At 72.8% G+C, this 15,661-nt stretch carries 11 protein-coding genes; 9 read left to right on the forward strand and 2 right to left on the reverse strand.

All coding sequences use genetic code 11. The features are described from left to right. Positions 1–24: 24 nt before the first annotated feature. Positions 25–1,794, reverse strand: a complete 1,770-nt coding sequence (locus ACFQ53_RS01520; RefSeq protein ID WP_377854315.1) for an aryl-sulfate sulfotransferase — start codon at positions 1,792–1,794, stop codon at positions 25–27. 172 nt (positions 1,795–1,966) lie between these two features. Between ACFQ53_RS01520 and ACFQ53_RS01525 the strand changes: the two genes are divergently transcribed. Genes ACFQ53_RS01525 through ACFQ53_RS01535 form a run of 3 tightly spaced genes read left to right on the forward strand, consistent with a single transcriptional unit; the run spans position 1,967 to position 7,276 of the window. Further along, positions 1,967–3,853, forward strand: a complete 1,887-nt coding sequence (locus tag ACFQ53_RS01525; RefSeq protein ID WP_377854318.1) for a glycoside hydrolase family 2 protein — start codon at positions 1,967–1,969, stop codon at positions 3,851–3,853. Next, complete coding sequence (locus ACFQ53_RS01530) at positions 3,850–5,772, forward strand: hypothetical protein (RefSeq protein ID WP_377854321.1); 1,923 nt, start codon at positions 3,850–3,852, stop codon at positions 5,770–5,772. The genes ACFQ53_RS01525 and ACFQ53_RS01530 overlap by 4 nt, the downstream gene beginning before the upstream one ends. Before the next feature lie 13 nt (positions 5,773–5,785). Continuing rightward, positions 5,786–7,276: a mannitol dehydrogenase family protein gene (locus tag ACFQ53_RS01535; RefSeq protein ID WP_377854324.1), complete on the forward strand. Its 1,491-nt coding sequence runs from the start codon at positions 5,786–5,788 to the stop codon at positions 7,274–7,276. A gap of 16 nt (positions 7,277–7,292) precedes the next feature. Here ACFQ53_RS01535 and ACFQ53_RS01540 read toward each other — a convergent pair whose 3' ends face one another. After that, positions 7,293–8,090 carry an IclR family transcriptional regulator gene (locus tag ACFQ53_RS01540; protein ID WP_377854327.1) on the reverse strand — a complete coding sequence of 266 codons (798 nt, stop codon included), beginning with the start codon at positions 8,088–8,090 and terminating at the stop codon, positions 7,293–7,295. A gap of 229 nt (positions 8,091–8,319) precedes the next feature. Between ACFQ53_RS01540 and ACFQ53_RS01545 the strand changes: the two genes are divergently transcribed. The 6 genes from ACFQ53_RS01545 (at position 8,320) to mgtE (ending at position 15,469) form a co-directional block, all read left to right on the forward strand. Continuing rightward, complete coding sequence (locus tag ACFQ53_RS01545; protein ID WP_377854330.1) at positions 8,320–9,324, forward strand: L-idonate 5-dehydrogenase; 1,005 nt, start codon at positions 8,320–8,322, stop codon at positions 9,322–9,324. Between the two features lie 126 nt (positions 9,325–9,450). Further along, complete coding sequence (locus tag ACFQ53_RS01550) at positions 9,451–10,854, forward strand: MFS transporter (protein ID WP_249478118.1); 1,404 nt, start codon at positions 9,451–9,453, stop codon at positions 10,852–10,854. A gap of 46 nt (positions 10,855–10,900) precedes the next feature. After that, positions 10,901–12,139, forward strand: a complete 1,239-nt coding sequence (gene manD, locus ACFQ53_RS01555) for a D-mannonate dehydratase ManD (protein WP_377854335.1) — start codon at positions 10,901–10,903, stop codon at positions 12,137–12,139. A gap of 62 nt (positions 12,140–12,201) precedes the next feature. Further along, positions 12,202–12,900 (forward strand): bifunctional 4-hydroxy-2-oxoglutarate aldolase/2-dehydro-3-deoxy-phosphogluconate aldolase, encoded by a 699-nt coding sequence (locus ACFQ53_RS01560; RefSeq protein WP_377854338.1) that lies wholly within the window; start codon positions 12,202–12,204, stop codon positions 12,898–12,900. Then, the gene (locus tag ACFQ53_RS01565) at positions 12,897–14,042 is read left to right on the forward strand and encodes a sugar kinase (RefSeq protein ID WP_377854341.1); all 1,146 of its coding nucleotides are present in this window, start codon (positions 12,897–12,899) and stop codon (positions 14,040–14,042) included. Before ACFQ53_RS01560 ends, ACFQ53_RS01565 begins: the two co-directional genes overlap by 4 nt. Positions 14,043–14,110: 68 nt before the next feature. Next, complete coding sequence (gene mgtE / locus ACFQ53_RS01570) at positions 14,111–15,469, forward strand: magnesium transporter (protein WP_377854344.1); 1,359 nt, start codon at positions 14,111–14,113, stop codon at positions 15,467–15,469. Positions 15,470–15,661: the final 192 nt, after the last annotated feature.

Below are 15,661 nucleotides of genomic sequence, written 5' to 3' on the forward strand. Positions count from 1 at the left end.
TGACCCCGTCGGCCGACCAGAAGATCAGGACGCGGCGTACCAGAAGCCCTCGAAGGTGTCCTTGTAGACCCTGTAGCCCAGGTTGGAGGTGTCATAGCGGTAGGAGGCGAGCACCGCGCCCTCCGCGTCGCGCTCGGAGAACACACCGGACTTCCCGGAGTTCACCACGGCGTTCTCGTCGATGCCCCCGTTGCCCAGTCGGAGCACGTTGGAGACCACGGAGGAGTAGGGCACCTCGACCGCGAGGTCCTCGGTATAGCTCCAGGTGTTCTCGTCGACCAGGTAGCGCAGCATGTGGCTCGTGCCCTCGAGCTCGTCCGTCGAAGCGTTGTCCGGCCCCTCGTCCTTCCAGTCCACCTCATTGCGTGTGCCCACGTACCAGTAGTTGTTGTTGAACATCTCCAGGTAGAACTGCCCGTCGGTCAGGGAGTCGTCGTCGACGCGGTGCACCGAGTGCTGACCCGCGTTGCCGATCATCGACCCGGAGGGCTCGAGGAACTTCCCCTCGTAGCCGGTGCCCTCCCAGAGACCCTCCGCCCCGAGCATCCACCGCACGCTCGGTGTGGAGTCGGCTTCCAACGCGTTCTCGAGGGCGAAGGCCGTGGAGGTCTCGCGCGAGGACAGGTACATGACGTCGTCGATGATCTGGAGGGTGTTGATGTGGATCCAGTCCTCACCGGTCGCGACGGGGTCCCCGAGCCCGTCGCCGGTGCGGGCGTGCGCGAGCTTCTCATACTCGGGGAACACCTTCTGGAGGTCGACCACCTCCTCCACGTCCCCCGTGCTCAGGTCCACCCGGGTCACCCGGTCCTCGGAGCGTCCGCTGCTGGTGACCGACGTCAGCACGAACGCGGCGTCGCCCACCACGTCCAGGTCGTGGTGCACGGACTGCTTCCCGAGGTCGATGATCGTGCCGGCGTGGCCCAGATGGTCCAGCACCGAGACCTGCGCACTGCCCGTAGTGGTGACGATGCGGCCGTCCTCGACCACCAGGTGGTGCTGGGCGGAGGTGGTCGAGGCGAGCTCGGCGCGCATGACCCCCGCGTTGTCCATGAGGAAGGAGTTGTTGCCCGGCCCGGAGATCCCGGACATGGCGAACAAGCCCTCGGTCAGCGCCTCCGCATCCTTCACGTCGGCGGAGATGGTCGAGGAGTAGCCCGAGGCGGTGGTGGGCGTGCGGATGCTCAGGGTCCCACGCACGGCCTGCCCGTTCTTCGGCCGCCAGGTGAGGGCGAGGGTGTTGGTCGCTCCGGGGACCAGGCCGACGAGCAGGCCCTCGAAGCCCGTCTCCGCATGGTTCGCGGCGGTCTTGGCGAAGTCCTCGGCATCGGCGACGGCGTCGACGAAGGAGAGCTCGCCCGCCGAGTCGTCCGCGAAGTGCACGTAGAGCCCGGTGCGGGTGGTGCCGTAGGGGTCGAGCACCAGCAGCGGGTTCTGTGCGGTCCAGCCGCCCTCGGACTTCTTCGCCTCGAGCGCCTCGTGCCGCGCCGTCTGCGTCGCCTCGGTGTAGAGCTCGGGGTTCGACTCGCCGTCGTCGAGGTCGTAGGACACCTGCCAGATGGTCCAGTCCCCGCGTGCGTTCTCGAACTCGGAGATCGTCACCTGCGGGGTCTTCGCCGCAGCGTCCGACGACCCGCCCGAGTTCTGGCAGCCGGCCAGCGCGAGGCCTGCGGCGCCCGCCCCCGCGCCGAGCAGGACGGAGCGACGGGTGGGCGCGCGGTGGGAGTGGGGCCGGGCGTCGGCGTCCTGGGAAGGGGTGTCCCGGGCAGGGGAGTGCGGTGCGGGTCGGTGCATCGGGCGAACGTAGCGAGCGTCCATCGAGCCCCCGCTGTCGCCCGGCTGTGGATCCGCTGTGCGGAACCCTCCCGTCGACGGACACGGATATTCCCACGTGGAGAGAACCTCTGGCCTCGGGCTTCGCGGGCCGGTAGCGTCGGAGCCCCGCACCCTCGAAAGGCATTCGACGATGACTGCTCGCGCGACCGCCGGCACGCCCCTGCGCGCCTCCGCCCAGGACGGCACCCACCCCCGCCCCACCCTGATCCGTGAGAACTGGACCAGCCTCGACGGGACCTGGGACTTCGCCCATGACGACGAGGACCGCGGCCTCGCCGAGCACTGGTTCGCCGGCGGATCGGCGGCCGCGGGCGCGTCCGACGCCACCCGGCCCGACCCGCTCGACCGACAGATCCAGGTGCCCTTCGTCCCCGAGTGCGAGGCCTCCGGGATCGGCGACCGCGGCTTCCACCCCGTCGTCTGGTACCGACGCACCGCCCGAGTCTCCCCGCCCGCGGGGCATCGCGCCCTGCTGCACCTCGGCGCGGTCGACCACGAGGCCATGGTGTGGGTCAACGGCCGGCTCGCCGGGCAGCACACCGGCGGGCAGACCGCCTTCACCGTCGACCTCACCGACCACCTCGCCGACGACGGCACCGCGGTGATCGTCGTCCGCGCCTTCGACGACCCCCACGACGTCGACCTGCCCCACGGCAAGCAGGACTGGGAGGAGCGGCCCCACGGCATCTGGTACGAGCGCACCACCGGCATCTGGCGCAGCGTCTGGATCGAGATCGTGCCCGAGCAGCACGTCACCGCCTTCACCGCCGAGACCGACCTCGCCCGCTGCCGGGTCGAGGTCGTCGTCGACCTGGCCCGTCGACCCCGCCCTGGCACCCGGGTGCGCGTCGAGCTCAGCAGCACGACGGATCGCGGCACCGAGCAGCTCGGCGCGATCGAGCTCGACGCCGTGGAGCCCCGCGTCGCCGGGGCCGTCGAGATCTCCGCGCTGCGCAACACCCAGGCCCGCGACCGCCTGCTGTGGCGGCCCGGACACCCGCACCTCGTGGACGCTCGCATCCTCGTGCTCGCGAGCGACGACGACGGCGCGGAAGCGGGCGCGGGCGCCATCCGCGACGAAGCCTTCGGCTACCTGGGTCTTCGCACCGTCGGCGTCGATCGCGGCTGGTTCCTCCTGAACGACGAGCCCTGCTACGTGCGGTCCGTCCTCGAGCAGGGCTTCTGGCCGGGCACGCACCTCACCCCGCCGTCGGCCGATGCCTGCCGCGAGGAGGTCGAGCTGATCCTCGATCTGGGCTTCAACGCCGCCCGCATCCACCAGAAGACCGAGGACCCGCGCCTGCTGTTCCAGGCCGACCGCCTGGGCCTGATGATCTGGGGCGAGACCGCGAACGCCTATACGTACTCGCCGCGCGCGGTCTCGGCGCTCAGCGCCGAATGGGCCGAGATCATCGCCCAGTACCGCGCCCATCCGAGCATCGTCACCTGGGTGCCGATCAACGAGAGCTGGGGCGTGCGCGACCTCGCCGACCATCCCGGACAGCGCCAGCTCGCCCTCGCCATGACCGCCCTGACGCGGGCGCTCGACCCGAGTCGGCCCGTCGTCTCCAACGACGGGTACGAGCACACCGGCGGCGACCTGCTCACCGTCCACGACTACTGCACCGATCCGCCGCGGCTGCGCGCCCACTACGTCGACGCCGCCGCCCTCGAGCGCACGCTCACCGGCATGGGACCGCAGGGGCGCAGGCCCGTCCTCGACGGCGCGACCGAGCTCGGCCCCGACGTCCCCGTGATGCTCACCGAGTTCGGCGGCATCGCCTTCGCCGTGGCCGAGACCTGGGGGTACGCGGTCGTCGGCAGCGAGGAGGAGTTCACCGAGCGCGTCGGCGGACTGTTCGAGGCCGTCACCGCGAGCCCCGTCCTCGCCGGCTTCTGCTACACCCAGCTCACCGACACGCAGCAGGAAGCCAACGGCCTCGCGACCGCCGACCGTCGGCCGAAGCTCGATGCCGCGGTGATCCGCGGCTTCGTCACCGGGCAGGCCGGCGCATGAGCGGCACCTGGAACCCGCTCCCCGAGATCGCGACCGCCCTCCCGCTCGGCACGATCCGGCCGCGCGGCTGGCTCGAACGGCAACTGCGGCTGCAGGCCGACGGAATCACCGGACGTCTGCCCGAGGTCTGGCCGGACGTCGGACCCGACAGCGGCTGGCTCGGCGGGGACGGCGAGAGCTGGGAGCGCGGCCCCTACTACCTCGACGGGCTCGTCCCCCTCGCGCATGTCCTCGGCGACGAGCAGCTGATCGCCCAGGCCCGCCCCTGGATCGAATGGATGCTCGGATCCCAGCGCGAGGACGGCTTCTTCGGGCCGACGGCGGACGAGGACTGGTGGCCGCGCATGGTCGCCGCGAAGGTGCTGATCCAGCACGCCGAGGCGACCGGCGATCCGCGCGTCGTGCCGTTCCTGCTGCGCTGGCACCGCTTCCAGCTCGCGCACCTGCCCGCGCGCCCGCTCGCGCAGTGGGCGAAGGCGCGCGGCGCCGAGGACGTGCTCACGATCGCCTGGACCCGCGCACACCTCCCGGCGGAGGAGGCGGAGGCGAGCGGCTGGCTCGAGGACCTCGCCCGCCTCGTCCTCTCCCAGACCTTCGACTGGGACACCCACCTCATCGAGCGCGTCATCACCGGTCAAGCCCAGGTCTCCGCCCACTCGGCCCACGGCGTGAACGTCGCGATGGGGCTCAAGACCGGCGCCGCCGCCCAGCTCGTCGACGGCGACCCCGGCCATCGCGCGCGCACCGAGGAGGCCCTCGCCCACCTCATGCGCTGGCACGGTCAGGCCCACGGCTGGTTCTCCGGCGACGAGTGGCTGGGCGGGCGCGAGGCGACCGCCGGCATCGAGACCTGCCTGGTCGTGGAGATGATGCACACGGTCGAGGTGCTCGCGAAGGTGCACGGCGACGTCGTGCAGGGCGACCGGCTCGAATCCCTCGCCTTCAACCTGCTCGCGGCCTCGTGCGATCCGCGGATGCTCGCCCACCAGTACCACCAGCAGGGCACCCAGATCGAGGTCTCCGTCGCCCACCGGGACTGGTCGTTCTCGAGCGACGACGCGAACATGTTCGGCCTCGAGCCGCACTTCGGATGCTGCACCGCGAACCTCCACCAGGGCTGGCCCAAGTTCGCCGCGAACCTCTGGGTGCGCGACCCCGACGGCGGCCTGCGCGCCGTCGCCTACGCACCCTGCACGATCGACATCGACGCGGACGGCAGGCCCCTCCACCTCGACGTGATCACCGACTACCCGTTCCGCGACAGCGTGCGGATCCTGGTGCGCGGGGGAGACCGGTCGGAACCGGCCTCCGCGGCGGCTGCCGAGGTGCCGCTGCGCCTGCGCATCCCCTCCTGGTGCGATGAGCCGAGACTGGTCGTGGACGGCGAGGAGGTCCGGGTCGAGCCGTCGGCCGACGGGCATGTCGAGCTGCGGCGCGCCTGGCGCGGCGACACCACGATCGAGCTCACGCTGCCGATGCGCGCCCGCGTCGAGCGGCGCGAGCGACAGGCCGCCGCGGTGCACGTGGGCCCGCTGGTCATGGTCGCGAACCCGGGCGAGAACTGGGTGGAGGTCCCGGACGCCCCCGGCCTGGGGGAGTGGGAGATCCACCCGCGGGGGAACTGGAGCTGGGCGCTCGCCGACGTCGAGCAGGCAGGTGCCTGGCAGATCGGCCACGGCGAGATCCCCGCCGCTCCCTTCGCCGCGGGAGAGGCCCTCACCCTCGAGGCCCGCGGCAGTCGCCTCTCCCAGTGGCAGGCGGACGGCGCCTCGGCGACCCCGCCGCCGGCGAGCCCCGTCCTCGAGCACGGTCCCGTGCACGGGCTGCGCCTCGTCCCCTACGGCACGGCGCGCCTGCGCGTCATGGAGTTCCCGGTGATCGGGGCGTGGCTCAGCGACGGCAACGAGGACGAGTTCTGATACCTATGGGGCCATGGAACCCCTGAACCGTTCGACCTTCCCCTCGCTCGCGCAGATCGGGGTCTCCGCCCCGCCCACCCCGGGCATGATCCACCTGGGGCTCGGGAACTTCCATCGCGCCCACACCGCCGTGTACACCGCGCGGGCGATGGAGGCCGCGGGCGGGGACTGGGGGATCAGCGCGTTCGGGCACCGCAGCCGCGGCGTCGTCGACGCCATGACCGCGCAGGACGGCCTCTACTCGGTGCTGCAGCTGTCCCCGCAGGGCGAGAACGCGCAGGTCGTCGACGTGCACCGGCACTTCGGGATCCTCACCGAGGACCCCGCGGCCGTCGTCGCGGAGATCGCCGACCCCGCACGCAGGATCCTCACCCTCACCGTCTCCGAAGGCGGGTACGGCTGGTCGCCCAACCTCCGGGGCCTGGACCTCGAGGACCCGGCGATCCGCGCCGACCTCGCCGCGGGAACGGGCTCGAGCGCGGGATCAGTCGACGCCCCGCGCACGGTCGTCGGCACGATCGCCCGGGGCATCGAGCGCCGCTCCGCGAGCGGCGAGCCGTTCACGATCCAGTCCTGCGACAACCTCCAGGGCAACGGGGACGTCGCCCGCGCCGTCGTCACGCAGTTCCTCCAGGAGGCCGGGGCCGACGAGGACGTGCTGCGCTTCGTCCGCACCCGCGTCGGCTTCCCGAACTCGATGGTCGACCGCATCGTGCCCTCGACCACCGACGACACCCGGCGCAGCGTCGAGCGCCTGCTGGGCGTGCGCGACGACGCCCCGGTGCGCACCGAGGAGTTCACCATGTGGGTCATGCAGGAGGACCACCCCGGCGGCCGCCCTGGCTGGGAGGCCGGCGGCGCCGTGATCAGCGACCAGGTGGATCGCTACGAGCTCGTCAAGCTGCGCCTGGTCAACGCCTCGCAGTCGCTCCTCGCCTACCTGGGCGTGCTCCAGGGGATCCCCACCATCCCCGGCACCTGGCAGCGCCCGGCCGTGCAGGACACCGTGCTCGCGCAGATCCGCCGCGACGCCCTGCCCACGATCCCGCTGCCCGACGGCCTGGATCCCGAGGAGTACATCGCCTCGCTCGTGCGGCGCTGGGAGAACGTGCCGCTCGCGGACTCGACCTCCCGCATCGCCTCGCTCGGCTCCATCCGCCTGCCCCAGCGCATCCCGGTCGCCGCGCTCCAGCACCTGCGCGAGGGGCGCATGCCGCACGTGTTCGCCCTGCTCATCGCCGGGTGGATCGCGACGATCGTCCAGCCCGACGGGGTGGCCGTCACCCCCGAGATGGAGACGGTCGACGAGCCCGCCCGCGAGCGCATCCTGCGCTCCGTCGGCTCCGCGACCGCTCCGCACGAGATCGCCCGCGCCGTGCTCGACGCCGGCTTCCTGGGGCACGACCTGCCCCTCGAAGAGGCGTTCACCGAGCGCGTCGGCGAGCTGCTCGAGGTGATCGCCCGCCACGGCATCGAGGCGGCGATGAAGGACGCGGTGGGCTGAGGGCTCCTGCTCAGGCTCAGCCCCGCCCCACCACCGTGAACCCGCTGGGGCCCAGCCTCTCGAGCTCCTCGCGCAGCAGGGCCCCGAGCTCGGCGCGCCGCTGCGCGTCCATGCGCTCGGCGGGCCCGGTGATGCTCACGGCCGCGGCCCGGCCGTCGAAGCGCAGCGCGGCGACGCCCACGCAGGCGATGCCCTGCTCGTTCTCCTGGACCTCGGCCGACCATCCGCGCTCCCTCGCCTCGTCGACGACCTCCTGCAGGCGGGCCGGTGGCACGACGAGGCCGCCGTCGGCAGTCGTCGCCTCCGCGTAGGGGGCGAGGGCGGCGCCGGGGACTCCCTGCGCGGCGAGCATCGCGCGCCCCAGGGCCGTGCGCGCGGCAGGTGCCCGGTTGCCCACGCGCGACCACACCCGAAGGGTGCGCTCGGGCTCGACCTTGTCGAGGTAGAGCACGTTCGTGCCGTCCATCGTCCCCAGGTGCACGAGCTCCTGCGAGCTGCGGCTGATGCTCGCGAGCACGGGGGAGAACAGGGCGGGCAGATGGTCCCCGCGGGAGTAGCGCTCGGCGAGAACGATGGGCGCGCTGCCCAGGCGGTACCGCTGGTCGGAGGGGTCCTGGACGGCGAATCCCCGGTGCGCGAGGGCCTGCAGGATGCGGTGCGAGGACGCCTTGTGGAAGCCGCTCGCCTCCGCGATCTCGCGGAGCATGAGGCCGTCGGGCCCCGCCTCGGCGAGCACGTCGAGCAGCACGAGCGCTTTGTCGACGCTGCCGACGGGGGAGGAGGGCGTCGGGTCGGAGCCGGGGGCTGTCGGCATGGGGACCTCTCGGATCGGTGGGTGCGCCGCGCTCCACGTCGGGAGCGGGCGGGTGGTCGGCGATGACCGGGGTGCGGGCGCGATCTTGCCCGACCTGCGAGGCGGGCCTATAGTGATCACGCATTGCGGAACTGTCGTTTCATCATACAAAACGACACGCGATTCCGCCACCTGATCCACAGAGGCCGCCGACACCGGCGCCGCGCAGCCCGCGCGAGGAGGAACGACGATGAAGTCCCTGGTCATCCATGGTGCGGAGGACATCCGCTATGAGGATCAGCCCGTGCCCGAGCCCGCCGAGGGCCAGGTGCGCCTGCGCGTGAAGTACGTGGGCATCTGCGGCTCCGACCTGCACTACTACTACCTTGGTCGCAACGGCGAGAACCTCGTGCGGGAGCCCTTCGTCCCCGGCCACGAGCTCTCGGCGACCGTCGACCTCGACCCCTCCGGCGAGCTCGCCCCGGGCACTCCCGTGACCGTGCACCCCGCCCGCTACGGCGCCCCGGTCGAGGGCCTCGAGGAGCGCCCGCACCTCTGGCCCGGAGGCGACTACCTGGGCAGCGCGGGCGTGTTCCCGCACCGCCAGGGCGCCGCCGCGGAGCAGCTCGTCGTCGAGCGCGACATGGTGCGCGTCCTGCCCGAGGGCCTCTCCCTCGAGACGGCCGCGCTCGCCGAGCCGCTGGCCGTGTCCATCCACGCCGTGAACATTGCGGGCGACGTCGCCGGACGCCCCGCCCTCGTCCTCGGCGCCGGCCCGATCGGCCTGCTCGCCGTCTCCGCGCTGCACCATGCGGGCGCCTCAGAGATCGTCGTCGGCGACGTGCGGCCCGAGCCCCTCGAGCGCGCCCGGACGCTCGGCGCGACCCGCACCTTCCTCGTCACCGAGGAGCAGGTGGACCCCGGGTCCTTCCCCGTCGTCCTCGAATGCTCGGCCGCCCCGGTCTCGCTCGGCTCGGCCGTCAGGGCCGTCGCCCCCGGCGGCATCGTCGTGCAGGTCGGGATCCTCCCCGACGCCGAGATCTCCGTGAACCTCGCCCCGCTGCTCGCGAAGGAGGCGGAGCTGCGCGGCACCTTCCGCTTCTCCACCGAGATCGACGACGCGATCACGCTGCTCGTCCAGGACCCTGCGATCGGCGAGGTCGTCACCCAGGTGATCCCCGCGGCCGACGCGACCGAGGCCTTCGCGACCGCCCGCGACGCCTCCCGGTCCGCGAAGGTCCTGCTCGCTCTCTGAGCCGACAGCGCTCGGCCCGGCGAGGTCCGGGCGCCCCCGGCCGCCGAGCGTCCGTCGGGCCTGACCCCACACCCCGAGAACCCCCCCACCCCACCTCCGCCTCCGGGCACCGCGCGAAGGAGCACGATGACTCACGCCCCCACCACCGACGACTCCCCGTCGACCCCCACCGGCACCGGGCAGCCCGAGCGCAGCGTCGGCGACCTGGTGCGCGCGGCCGTCTCCGGCTGGCTGGGCACGGCGCTGGAGTTCATGGACTTCCAGCTCTACTCGCTGGCCGCCGCACTCGTGTTCAGCGAGCTCTTCTTCGCGAACGACGACCCGGGCATGGCCGTGGTCGGCGCCATGGCCACCTACGGCGTCGGATACATCGCGCGGCCCGTCGGCGCCTGGTTCTTCGGACGCATGGGCGACCGCATCGGGCGCCGCAAGGTGCTCTTCTACACGATCGTGATCATGGGGCTGGCGACCGCCCTGATCGGCGTGCTGCCCGTGTACTCGCAGGTCGGCATGCTGGCTCCGGCGCTGCTGGTGGTCCTGCGGCTCCTCCAGGGCTTCGGCGCGGGCGCCGAGATCTCCGGCGCCGGCGTCATGCTCTCCGAGTACGCGCCCGCCCGCCGCCGCGGCGTGATCGCCTCGCTGGTCGCCCTCGGCACCAACTGCGGCACCCTGTTCGCCTCCGGCATCTGGGCGATCCTGCTGGTCGCCGTCACCGAGCAGCAGCTCATGGACTGGGCATGGCGCATCCCGTTCGTCGCGAGCGCCCTGGTCATGGTGTTCGCCGTGTGGGTCCGCCTCACCCTGAAGGAGAGCCCCGTCTTCGAGGCCCGCGAGGACGTCGTCGAGGGGGAGGCCCTCACGGCGGCCGACGTCGAGGCCGGGGACGCCCCCGCCGAGGCCGTCCGCGCGGTCGAGGCGAAGTCCCTGACCTTCAAGTCCGTGGCCGTGGCGTTCCTGCTGCGCTTCGGGCAGGCCGGCAACTCCGGGATGATCCAGACCTACCTGATCTCCTTCATCACCGTCGTGCTGATGCTGAACAAGCAGCTCTCGACCGAGGTCGTCATCATCTCCTCGCTGGTGGCCTTCGCGACCGTGCCGATCGTCGGCGCCCTCGGCGACCGCTTCGGCCGGCGCACGATGTACGGGGTGACGAGCGCGGCCGCGCTCGTGCTCGTCGTGCCCTGCATGCTCGCGATCTCCAGCGGCACCACCTGGAAGGTGATCGTCGGCTACGTGGTCATCCACAACGTGTCCGTGATGTCGATGGCCTCCATGGAGAACCTCGCCCTCCCCGAGATCTTCGGGGCGAAGAACCGCTACCAGGCCACGGCCGTCGTCCGCGAGATCGCCGCCATCATCGCCACCGGTGTCGCCCCCGTGGTCGCCGCCGCCTGGGTCACCGCCGCCTCCGGCTCATGGATCCCCGTCGCCGTGATCATCGCGTTCTTCAGCGCCTGCGCGCTGTTCGCCGCGATCTGGATGAAGGAGGTCGCCGGCCGCGACCTCACCGACCCCGAGCCGGCGATGTGACCGTGCCCCGCCTCGCTTCCGCCACCGACCATCCGAGAGGACTCTCATGAGCATCCGCAGCATCGACGTCGACGTCACCAGCCCGGGACGCAACTTCGTCACGGCGATCGTCACCACGGACGACGGCGTGACGGGCCTGGGCGACGGCACCCTCAACGGCCGCGAGCTCGCTGTCGCCTCCTACCTGCGCGATCACGTCGCGCCCACCCTCATCGGGCGCGACGAGACCCAGATCGAGTCGACCTGGCAGTACCTCTACCGCAGCCCCTACTGGCGGCGCGGACCGGTGACGATGGCCGCCGTCGCCGCGATCGACATGGCCCTGTGGGACATCGCCGCCAAGCGCGCGGGCGTGCCCCTGTACCGCCTGCTGGGCGGGGCGAGCCGCACCGGGCTCATGACCTATGCCCACGCCTCGGGCACCGACCTCGAGCACCTGGACGACGCGATCCGCGGGTACGTCGAGCAGGGCTTCCGGGCCGTGCGCATCCAGACCGGCGTGCCGGGCCTGGGCCAGATCTACGGGGTGCACGACTCCGCGCCCGGCGGCGCCTACGAGTACGAGCCCGCCGGCCGTCTCGCGGCGGACGCGCCCCGCCGCCCCGAGGAGGAGACCTGGGACACCGCCGCCTATCTGCGGCATCTGCCGACGGTCTTCGAGCACGTGCGCAGCGAGTTCGGCCCCGAGCTGCACCTCCTGCACGACGGCCACCACCGCATGCGGCCGATCGAGGCAGCCCGCCTGGCGAGCGACCTCGAGCCGTACCGTCCGTTCTGGCTCGAGGACTGCACCCCCGGGGAGGACCAGAGCGCGCTGCGCCTGGTGCGCGAGCACTCCACGACGCCGCTCGCGATCGGCGAGGTCTTCAACTCCGTCTTCGACTACCAGACCCTCATCACCGAGCGGCTCATCGACTACGTGCGCTCCTCCGCGACGCACGCCGGCGGCGTGACCGGCCTGCGCCAGCTGATGACCTTCGCGGGGATCTACGGCATCCGCTCCGGATTCCACGGGCCGACGGACGTCTCCCCGGTGGGCATGGCCGCGCACCTGCACCTGGGCCTGGCGATCCACAACTTCGGCATCCAGGAGTACATGCCGCACTCCGCGCGCACCCTCGAGGTGTTCCGCACCTCGTTCACCTTCGCCGACGGCATGCTCCACCCGGGGGAGACCCCCGGCCTGGGAGTCGAGCTGGACCGCGAGGCCGCCGCCGCCCACCCCTACGAGCCGGCCTACCTGCCGGTGAACCGCCTGCGCGACGGCACCGTGCACGACTGGTGAGCGGCGCCCGCCCGATCGCCAGACCCTCCGAGCCGCTGACCCTCCGACCCGAGGAGCACCCCATGACCGACCCCCGCACCTCCGCCGCCACGACCGACGCGGGCCTCCCGACGGCCGCCGCCGACCGCCTCCCGCTGCCCGAGCGCTCCCTCGCCTCACGGCTGATCGTCGTCATGCGCGGACGCGAGGCATCCCAGTACCCCCAGGTCATCGAGACCCTCTCGGAGGCCGGGGTGCGCAGCTTCGAGCTGACCCTCACCACCCCCGGCACGCTCGACGCCCTCCCAGGCCTCGTCGAGCGCTTCGGGGCCGAGGCCGACCTGGGCGTCGGCACCATCACCACACCCGAGGAGGCTCGCCGCGCGGCCGACGGCGGCGCCGCCTACCTCGTCACCCCGGTCACCGACCCCGCGGTGATCGCGGCCTCGATCGGCGCGGGCACGCCCATCGTCCCCGGCGGCCTCACCCCCACCGAGCTGTTCACCTCCTGGCGGGCCGGCGCGAGCGCCGTCAAGGTGTTCCCGGCGGGCATCGTCGGTCCCGGATACGTCAAGGACCTGCACGGTCCCTTCCCCGACCTGCGCGTGATCCCCTCGGGCGGGGTCGACCTCGCGGCCGCCCGGGCCTGGCTCGACGCAGGGGCCGACGCGGTCTCCGTGGGCGGACCCCTGCTCGGCGACGCCTTCCGCGGCGGAGACCTCGGTGCGCTCGCCGACCGCGCCCGCGAGTTCGTCGGAGTCTGCACGGAGGCGGGCCGGTGACGGTCTCGCCCATCCAGGATCCGCAGGCGGGAGGGGCGCCGCGCGTCGTCACCGTCGGCGAGACGATGGCGCTGCTGCACAGCGAGGGCATCGACTCCCTCGCGCACGCGCGCACCATGACGATCGGCATCGGCGGCGCCGAGAGCAACCTCGCGATCGGCCTGCGCCGCCTCGGCGTCCCGGTCGCCTGGGTGAGCCGCGTCGGGGCCGACGAGCTGGGCACCCGGGTGCTGCGCGAGCTGCGCGCCGAGCAGGTCGAGGTGCGCGCGGTCGTCGATCCGGAGCGGCCGACGGGCCTCATGCTCAAGTCCCACCCCAGCGGCGGCGCGACCACGGTGCGCTACTACCGCAGCGGCTCGGCGGCCTCCGCCCTCGATGCCGCGGCACTGGCGGGCGACGACGGGAACGGCCTGCCCGACGACCTGCTCGCCGGCGCCGAGATCCTCCACCTCACGGGCATCACCCCGCTGCTCTCGGACTCGGCCCGGGAGGCCGTGCTGGACCTCGTCGACCGCGCCCGGGCGGTGGGCACGCTGATCAGCTTCGACGTGAACCTGCGCTCCGCGCTCGCGCCGCGCGAGGTCGCCGCCCCGCTGCTCGCGCGCCTCGCCGCCGCCGCGGACATCGTCTTCGGCGGCACCGACGAGCTCGCACTGGTCGCCGACGCCCTTGCGGCGGAGGCGCAGGCCGCCGGCGCGAGTGGAGATGCGCGAGGCGACGCGGCGCGAGCTGGAGATGCAGGGCGCGGGGAGGACGCGGGGCGCGGGGGAGACGATTCCCTGGTGCGCGCCCTGCACGCCCACGGGATCCCCGAGGTGGTCGAGAAGCGCGGCGCGGAGGGCGCGCGTGCGCTCGCCGCGAGGACGGAGAAGAGCGCAGACGCGAACACTCTTCCCGACGTGGAGCTGGCCGAGGTCCCCGGACTCAGCGTCGACGTCGTCGACACCGTCGGCGCGGGCGACGCGTTCGTCGCCGGCTACCTCAGCGCCCGCCTCGAAGGCCTGGACCTCACTGCCCGCCTGGCGCGCGGCAACGAATGCGGGGCGCTCATCTGCACGACCCCGGGCGACTGGGAGGGCGCCGCCCACCGCGAGGACCTGGGTCGCCTCGCCGCCGGGACGGCGGACCCCGTCGTGCGCTGAGCCGTGGTCCTGTCGGACCCGGGGACCACGTGTGCCCTCGCGGCGCGGATCTCGGCCACAATGGCGGCATGACCTCCTCGATCGCGACCCTGGACTCCGTGCTCGCGCTGCTGAGGAAGGACCCGACCGGGGAGGCCGACCTCGAGCGTCTCGCGCACGAGGCGCACGCCCTGCCGGTCGCGGATCTCGTCTATCTCGTGCGCACGAGCGACGCCGAGCAGTCCGCCCTGCTCTTCCGGGTGCTCGACAAGGGGCAGGCCCTGCGCGTCTTCGAGGAGCTCGCGCCCCATCAGCAGGCCGAGCTCATCTCCGCCCTGCGCGACCCCCAGGTCGCGCAGATCATCGAGGACCTCGATCCGGACGACCGCGCCTCCCTCTTCGACGAGCTGCCGGCCTCGGTCGCCGAACGACTCCTGCACGGGCTCGACGCCGACGAGCGCGCGATGACGACGACCGTCCTGGGGTACTCGCGCGATGCCATCGGTCGCTATATGTCGCCCGAGGTCATCGCGCTGCATCCCGAGCAGAGCGTCGATCAGGCCCTCGCGCACGTGCGCGCCCACATCGACGAGCCGGAGACGATCTACCTGCTGCCGGTCGTGGACGGTTCGAGGAAGGTCCTCGGCGTCGTCGGCCTGCGCCGCCTCCTCGCCGAGGACGGGACGATCCGCATCGACGACCTTGCGCACACCGCGGTCCTCGCCCGCGCGAGCGAGGAGCGCGAGCAGGTCGCGCGGCGCTTCCTCGCGGAGAAGCTGCTGGCCATGCCCATCGTCGACGGCGAGGGCCGGCTCGTCGGCATCCTCACCATCGACGACGCGATGGCGATCATCGAGGAGGAGGACGCCGAGGACTCCGCACGCCACGGCGGCGCGGAGCCCCTCTCGCGGGCGTACCTCGCGACGCCGATCCTGCAGATCGTGCGCAGCCGCATCGTCTGGCTCGTGGTCCTCGCCGTCTCGGCGATCCTCACCGTGCAGGTGCTCGAGTTCTTCGAGGCCAGCCTCGACGAGGTCGTGGTGCTCGCCCTGTTCATCCCGCTGCTCACGGGCACCGGCGGCAACACCGGGAACCAGGCCGCGACCACCGTGACCCGCGCGCTCGCTGTGGGGGAGGTGCGCGTGCGCGACCTGCCGCGGGTGGTGTGGCGCGAGCTGCGGATCGGCGCGACCCTCGGGTCCGTGCTCGGCACGCTGGGCCTGGTGATCGCCGGGATCTTCTACGGGCTGCCGGTCGGCATCGTGATGGGCCTGACGCTGCTGGCGATCTGCATGATGGCCGCGGTCGTCGGCGGACTGATGCCGCTGATCGCCAAGCGCATCGGCGCCGACCCGGCGGTGTTCTCCAACCCCTTCATCTCGACCTTCTGCGACGCCACCGGCCTGGTCATCTACTTCTCCATCGCGACAGCGGTGCTGGGGCTCTGACAGGGCGGGACGGGTCGGCCGACGGGCGGATCAGTGCACGAGCCCGCCGGCATGACGAAGCGGCCCCCCCCCCGGGGGGGGGGGGGGGGGGGGGGGGGGCGGGGGGGGGGGGGGGGGCGGGGGGGGGGGGGGGGGGGGGGACGGATCGACCCGCGCGGCGGGCCGCGGGACGGCGGTGACCCGGCGCACGTC

Origin of the sequence: Brachybacterium sp. NPDC056505 (genome assembly GCF_042794925.1) — a bacterium.
GTDB classification, from domain to species: Bacteria; Actinomycetota; Actinomycetes; order Actinomycetales; family Dermabacteraceae; genus Brachybacterium; species Brachybacterium kimchii.

Excerpts from the sequence above, each read along its gene's own strand:
- ACFQ53_RS01545 (WP_377854330.1), top strand. The coding sequence starts at position 8,320 with ATGAAGTCCCTGGTCATCCATGGTGCGGAGGACATCCGCTATGAGGAT.
- manD (WP_377854335.1), top strand. The coding sequence starts at position 10,901 with ATGAGCATCCGCAGCATCGACGTCGACGTCACCAGCCCGGGACGCAAC.
- mgtE (WP_377854344.1), top strand. The coding sequence starts at position 14,111 with ATGACCTCCTCGATCGCGACCCTGGACTCCGTGCTCGCGCTGCTGAGG.
- ACFQ53_RS01525 (WP_377854318.1), top strand. The coding sequence starts at position 1,967 with ATGACTGCTCGCGCGACCGCCGGCACGCCCCTGCGCGCCTCCGCCCAG.
- ACFQ53_RS01550 (WP_249478118.1), top strand. The coding sequence starts at position 9,451 with ATGACTCACGCCCCCACCACCGACGACTCCCCGTCGACCCCCACCGGC.
- ACFQ53_RS01520 (WP_377854315.1), bottom strand. The coding sequence starts at position 1,794 with ATGCACCGACCCGCACCGCACTCCCCTGCCCGGGACACCCCTTCCCAG.
- ACFQ53_RS01540 (WP_377854327.1), bottom strand. The coding sequence starts at position 8,090 with ATGCCGACAGCCCCCGGCTCCGACCCGACGCCCTCCTCCCCCGTCGGC.
- ACFQ53_RS01535 (WP_377854324.1), top strand. The coding sequence starts at position 5,786 with ATGGAACCCCTGAACCGTTCGACCTTCCCCTCGCTCGCGCAGATCGGG.
- ACFQ53_RS01530 (WP_377854321.1), top strand. The coding sequence starts at position 3,850 with ATGAGCGGCACCTGGAACCCGCTCCCCGAGATCGCGACCGCCCTCCCG.
- ACFQ53_RS01560 (WP_377854338.1), top strand. The coding sequence starts at position 12,202 with ATGACCGACCCCCGCACCTCCGCCGCCACGACCGACGCGGGCCTCCCG.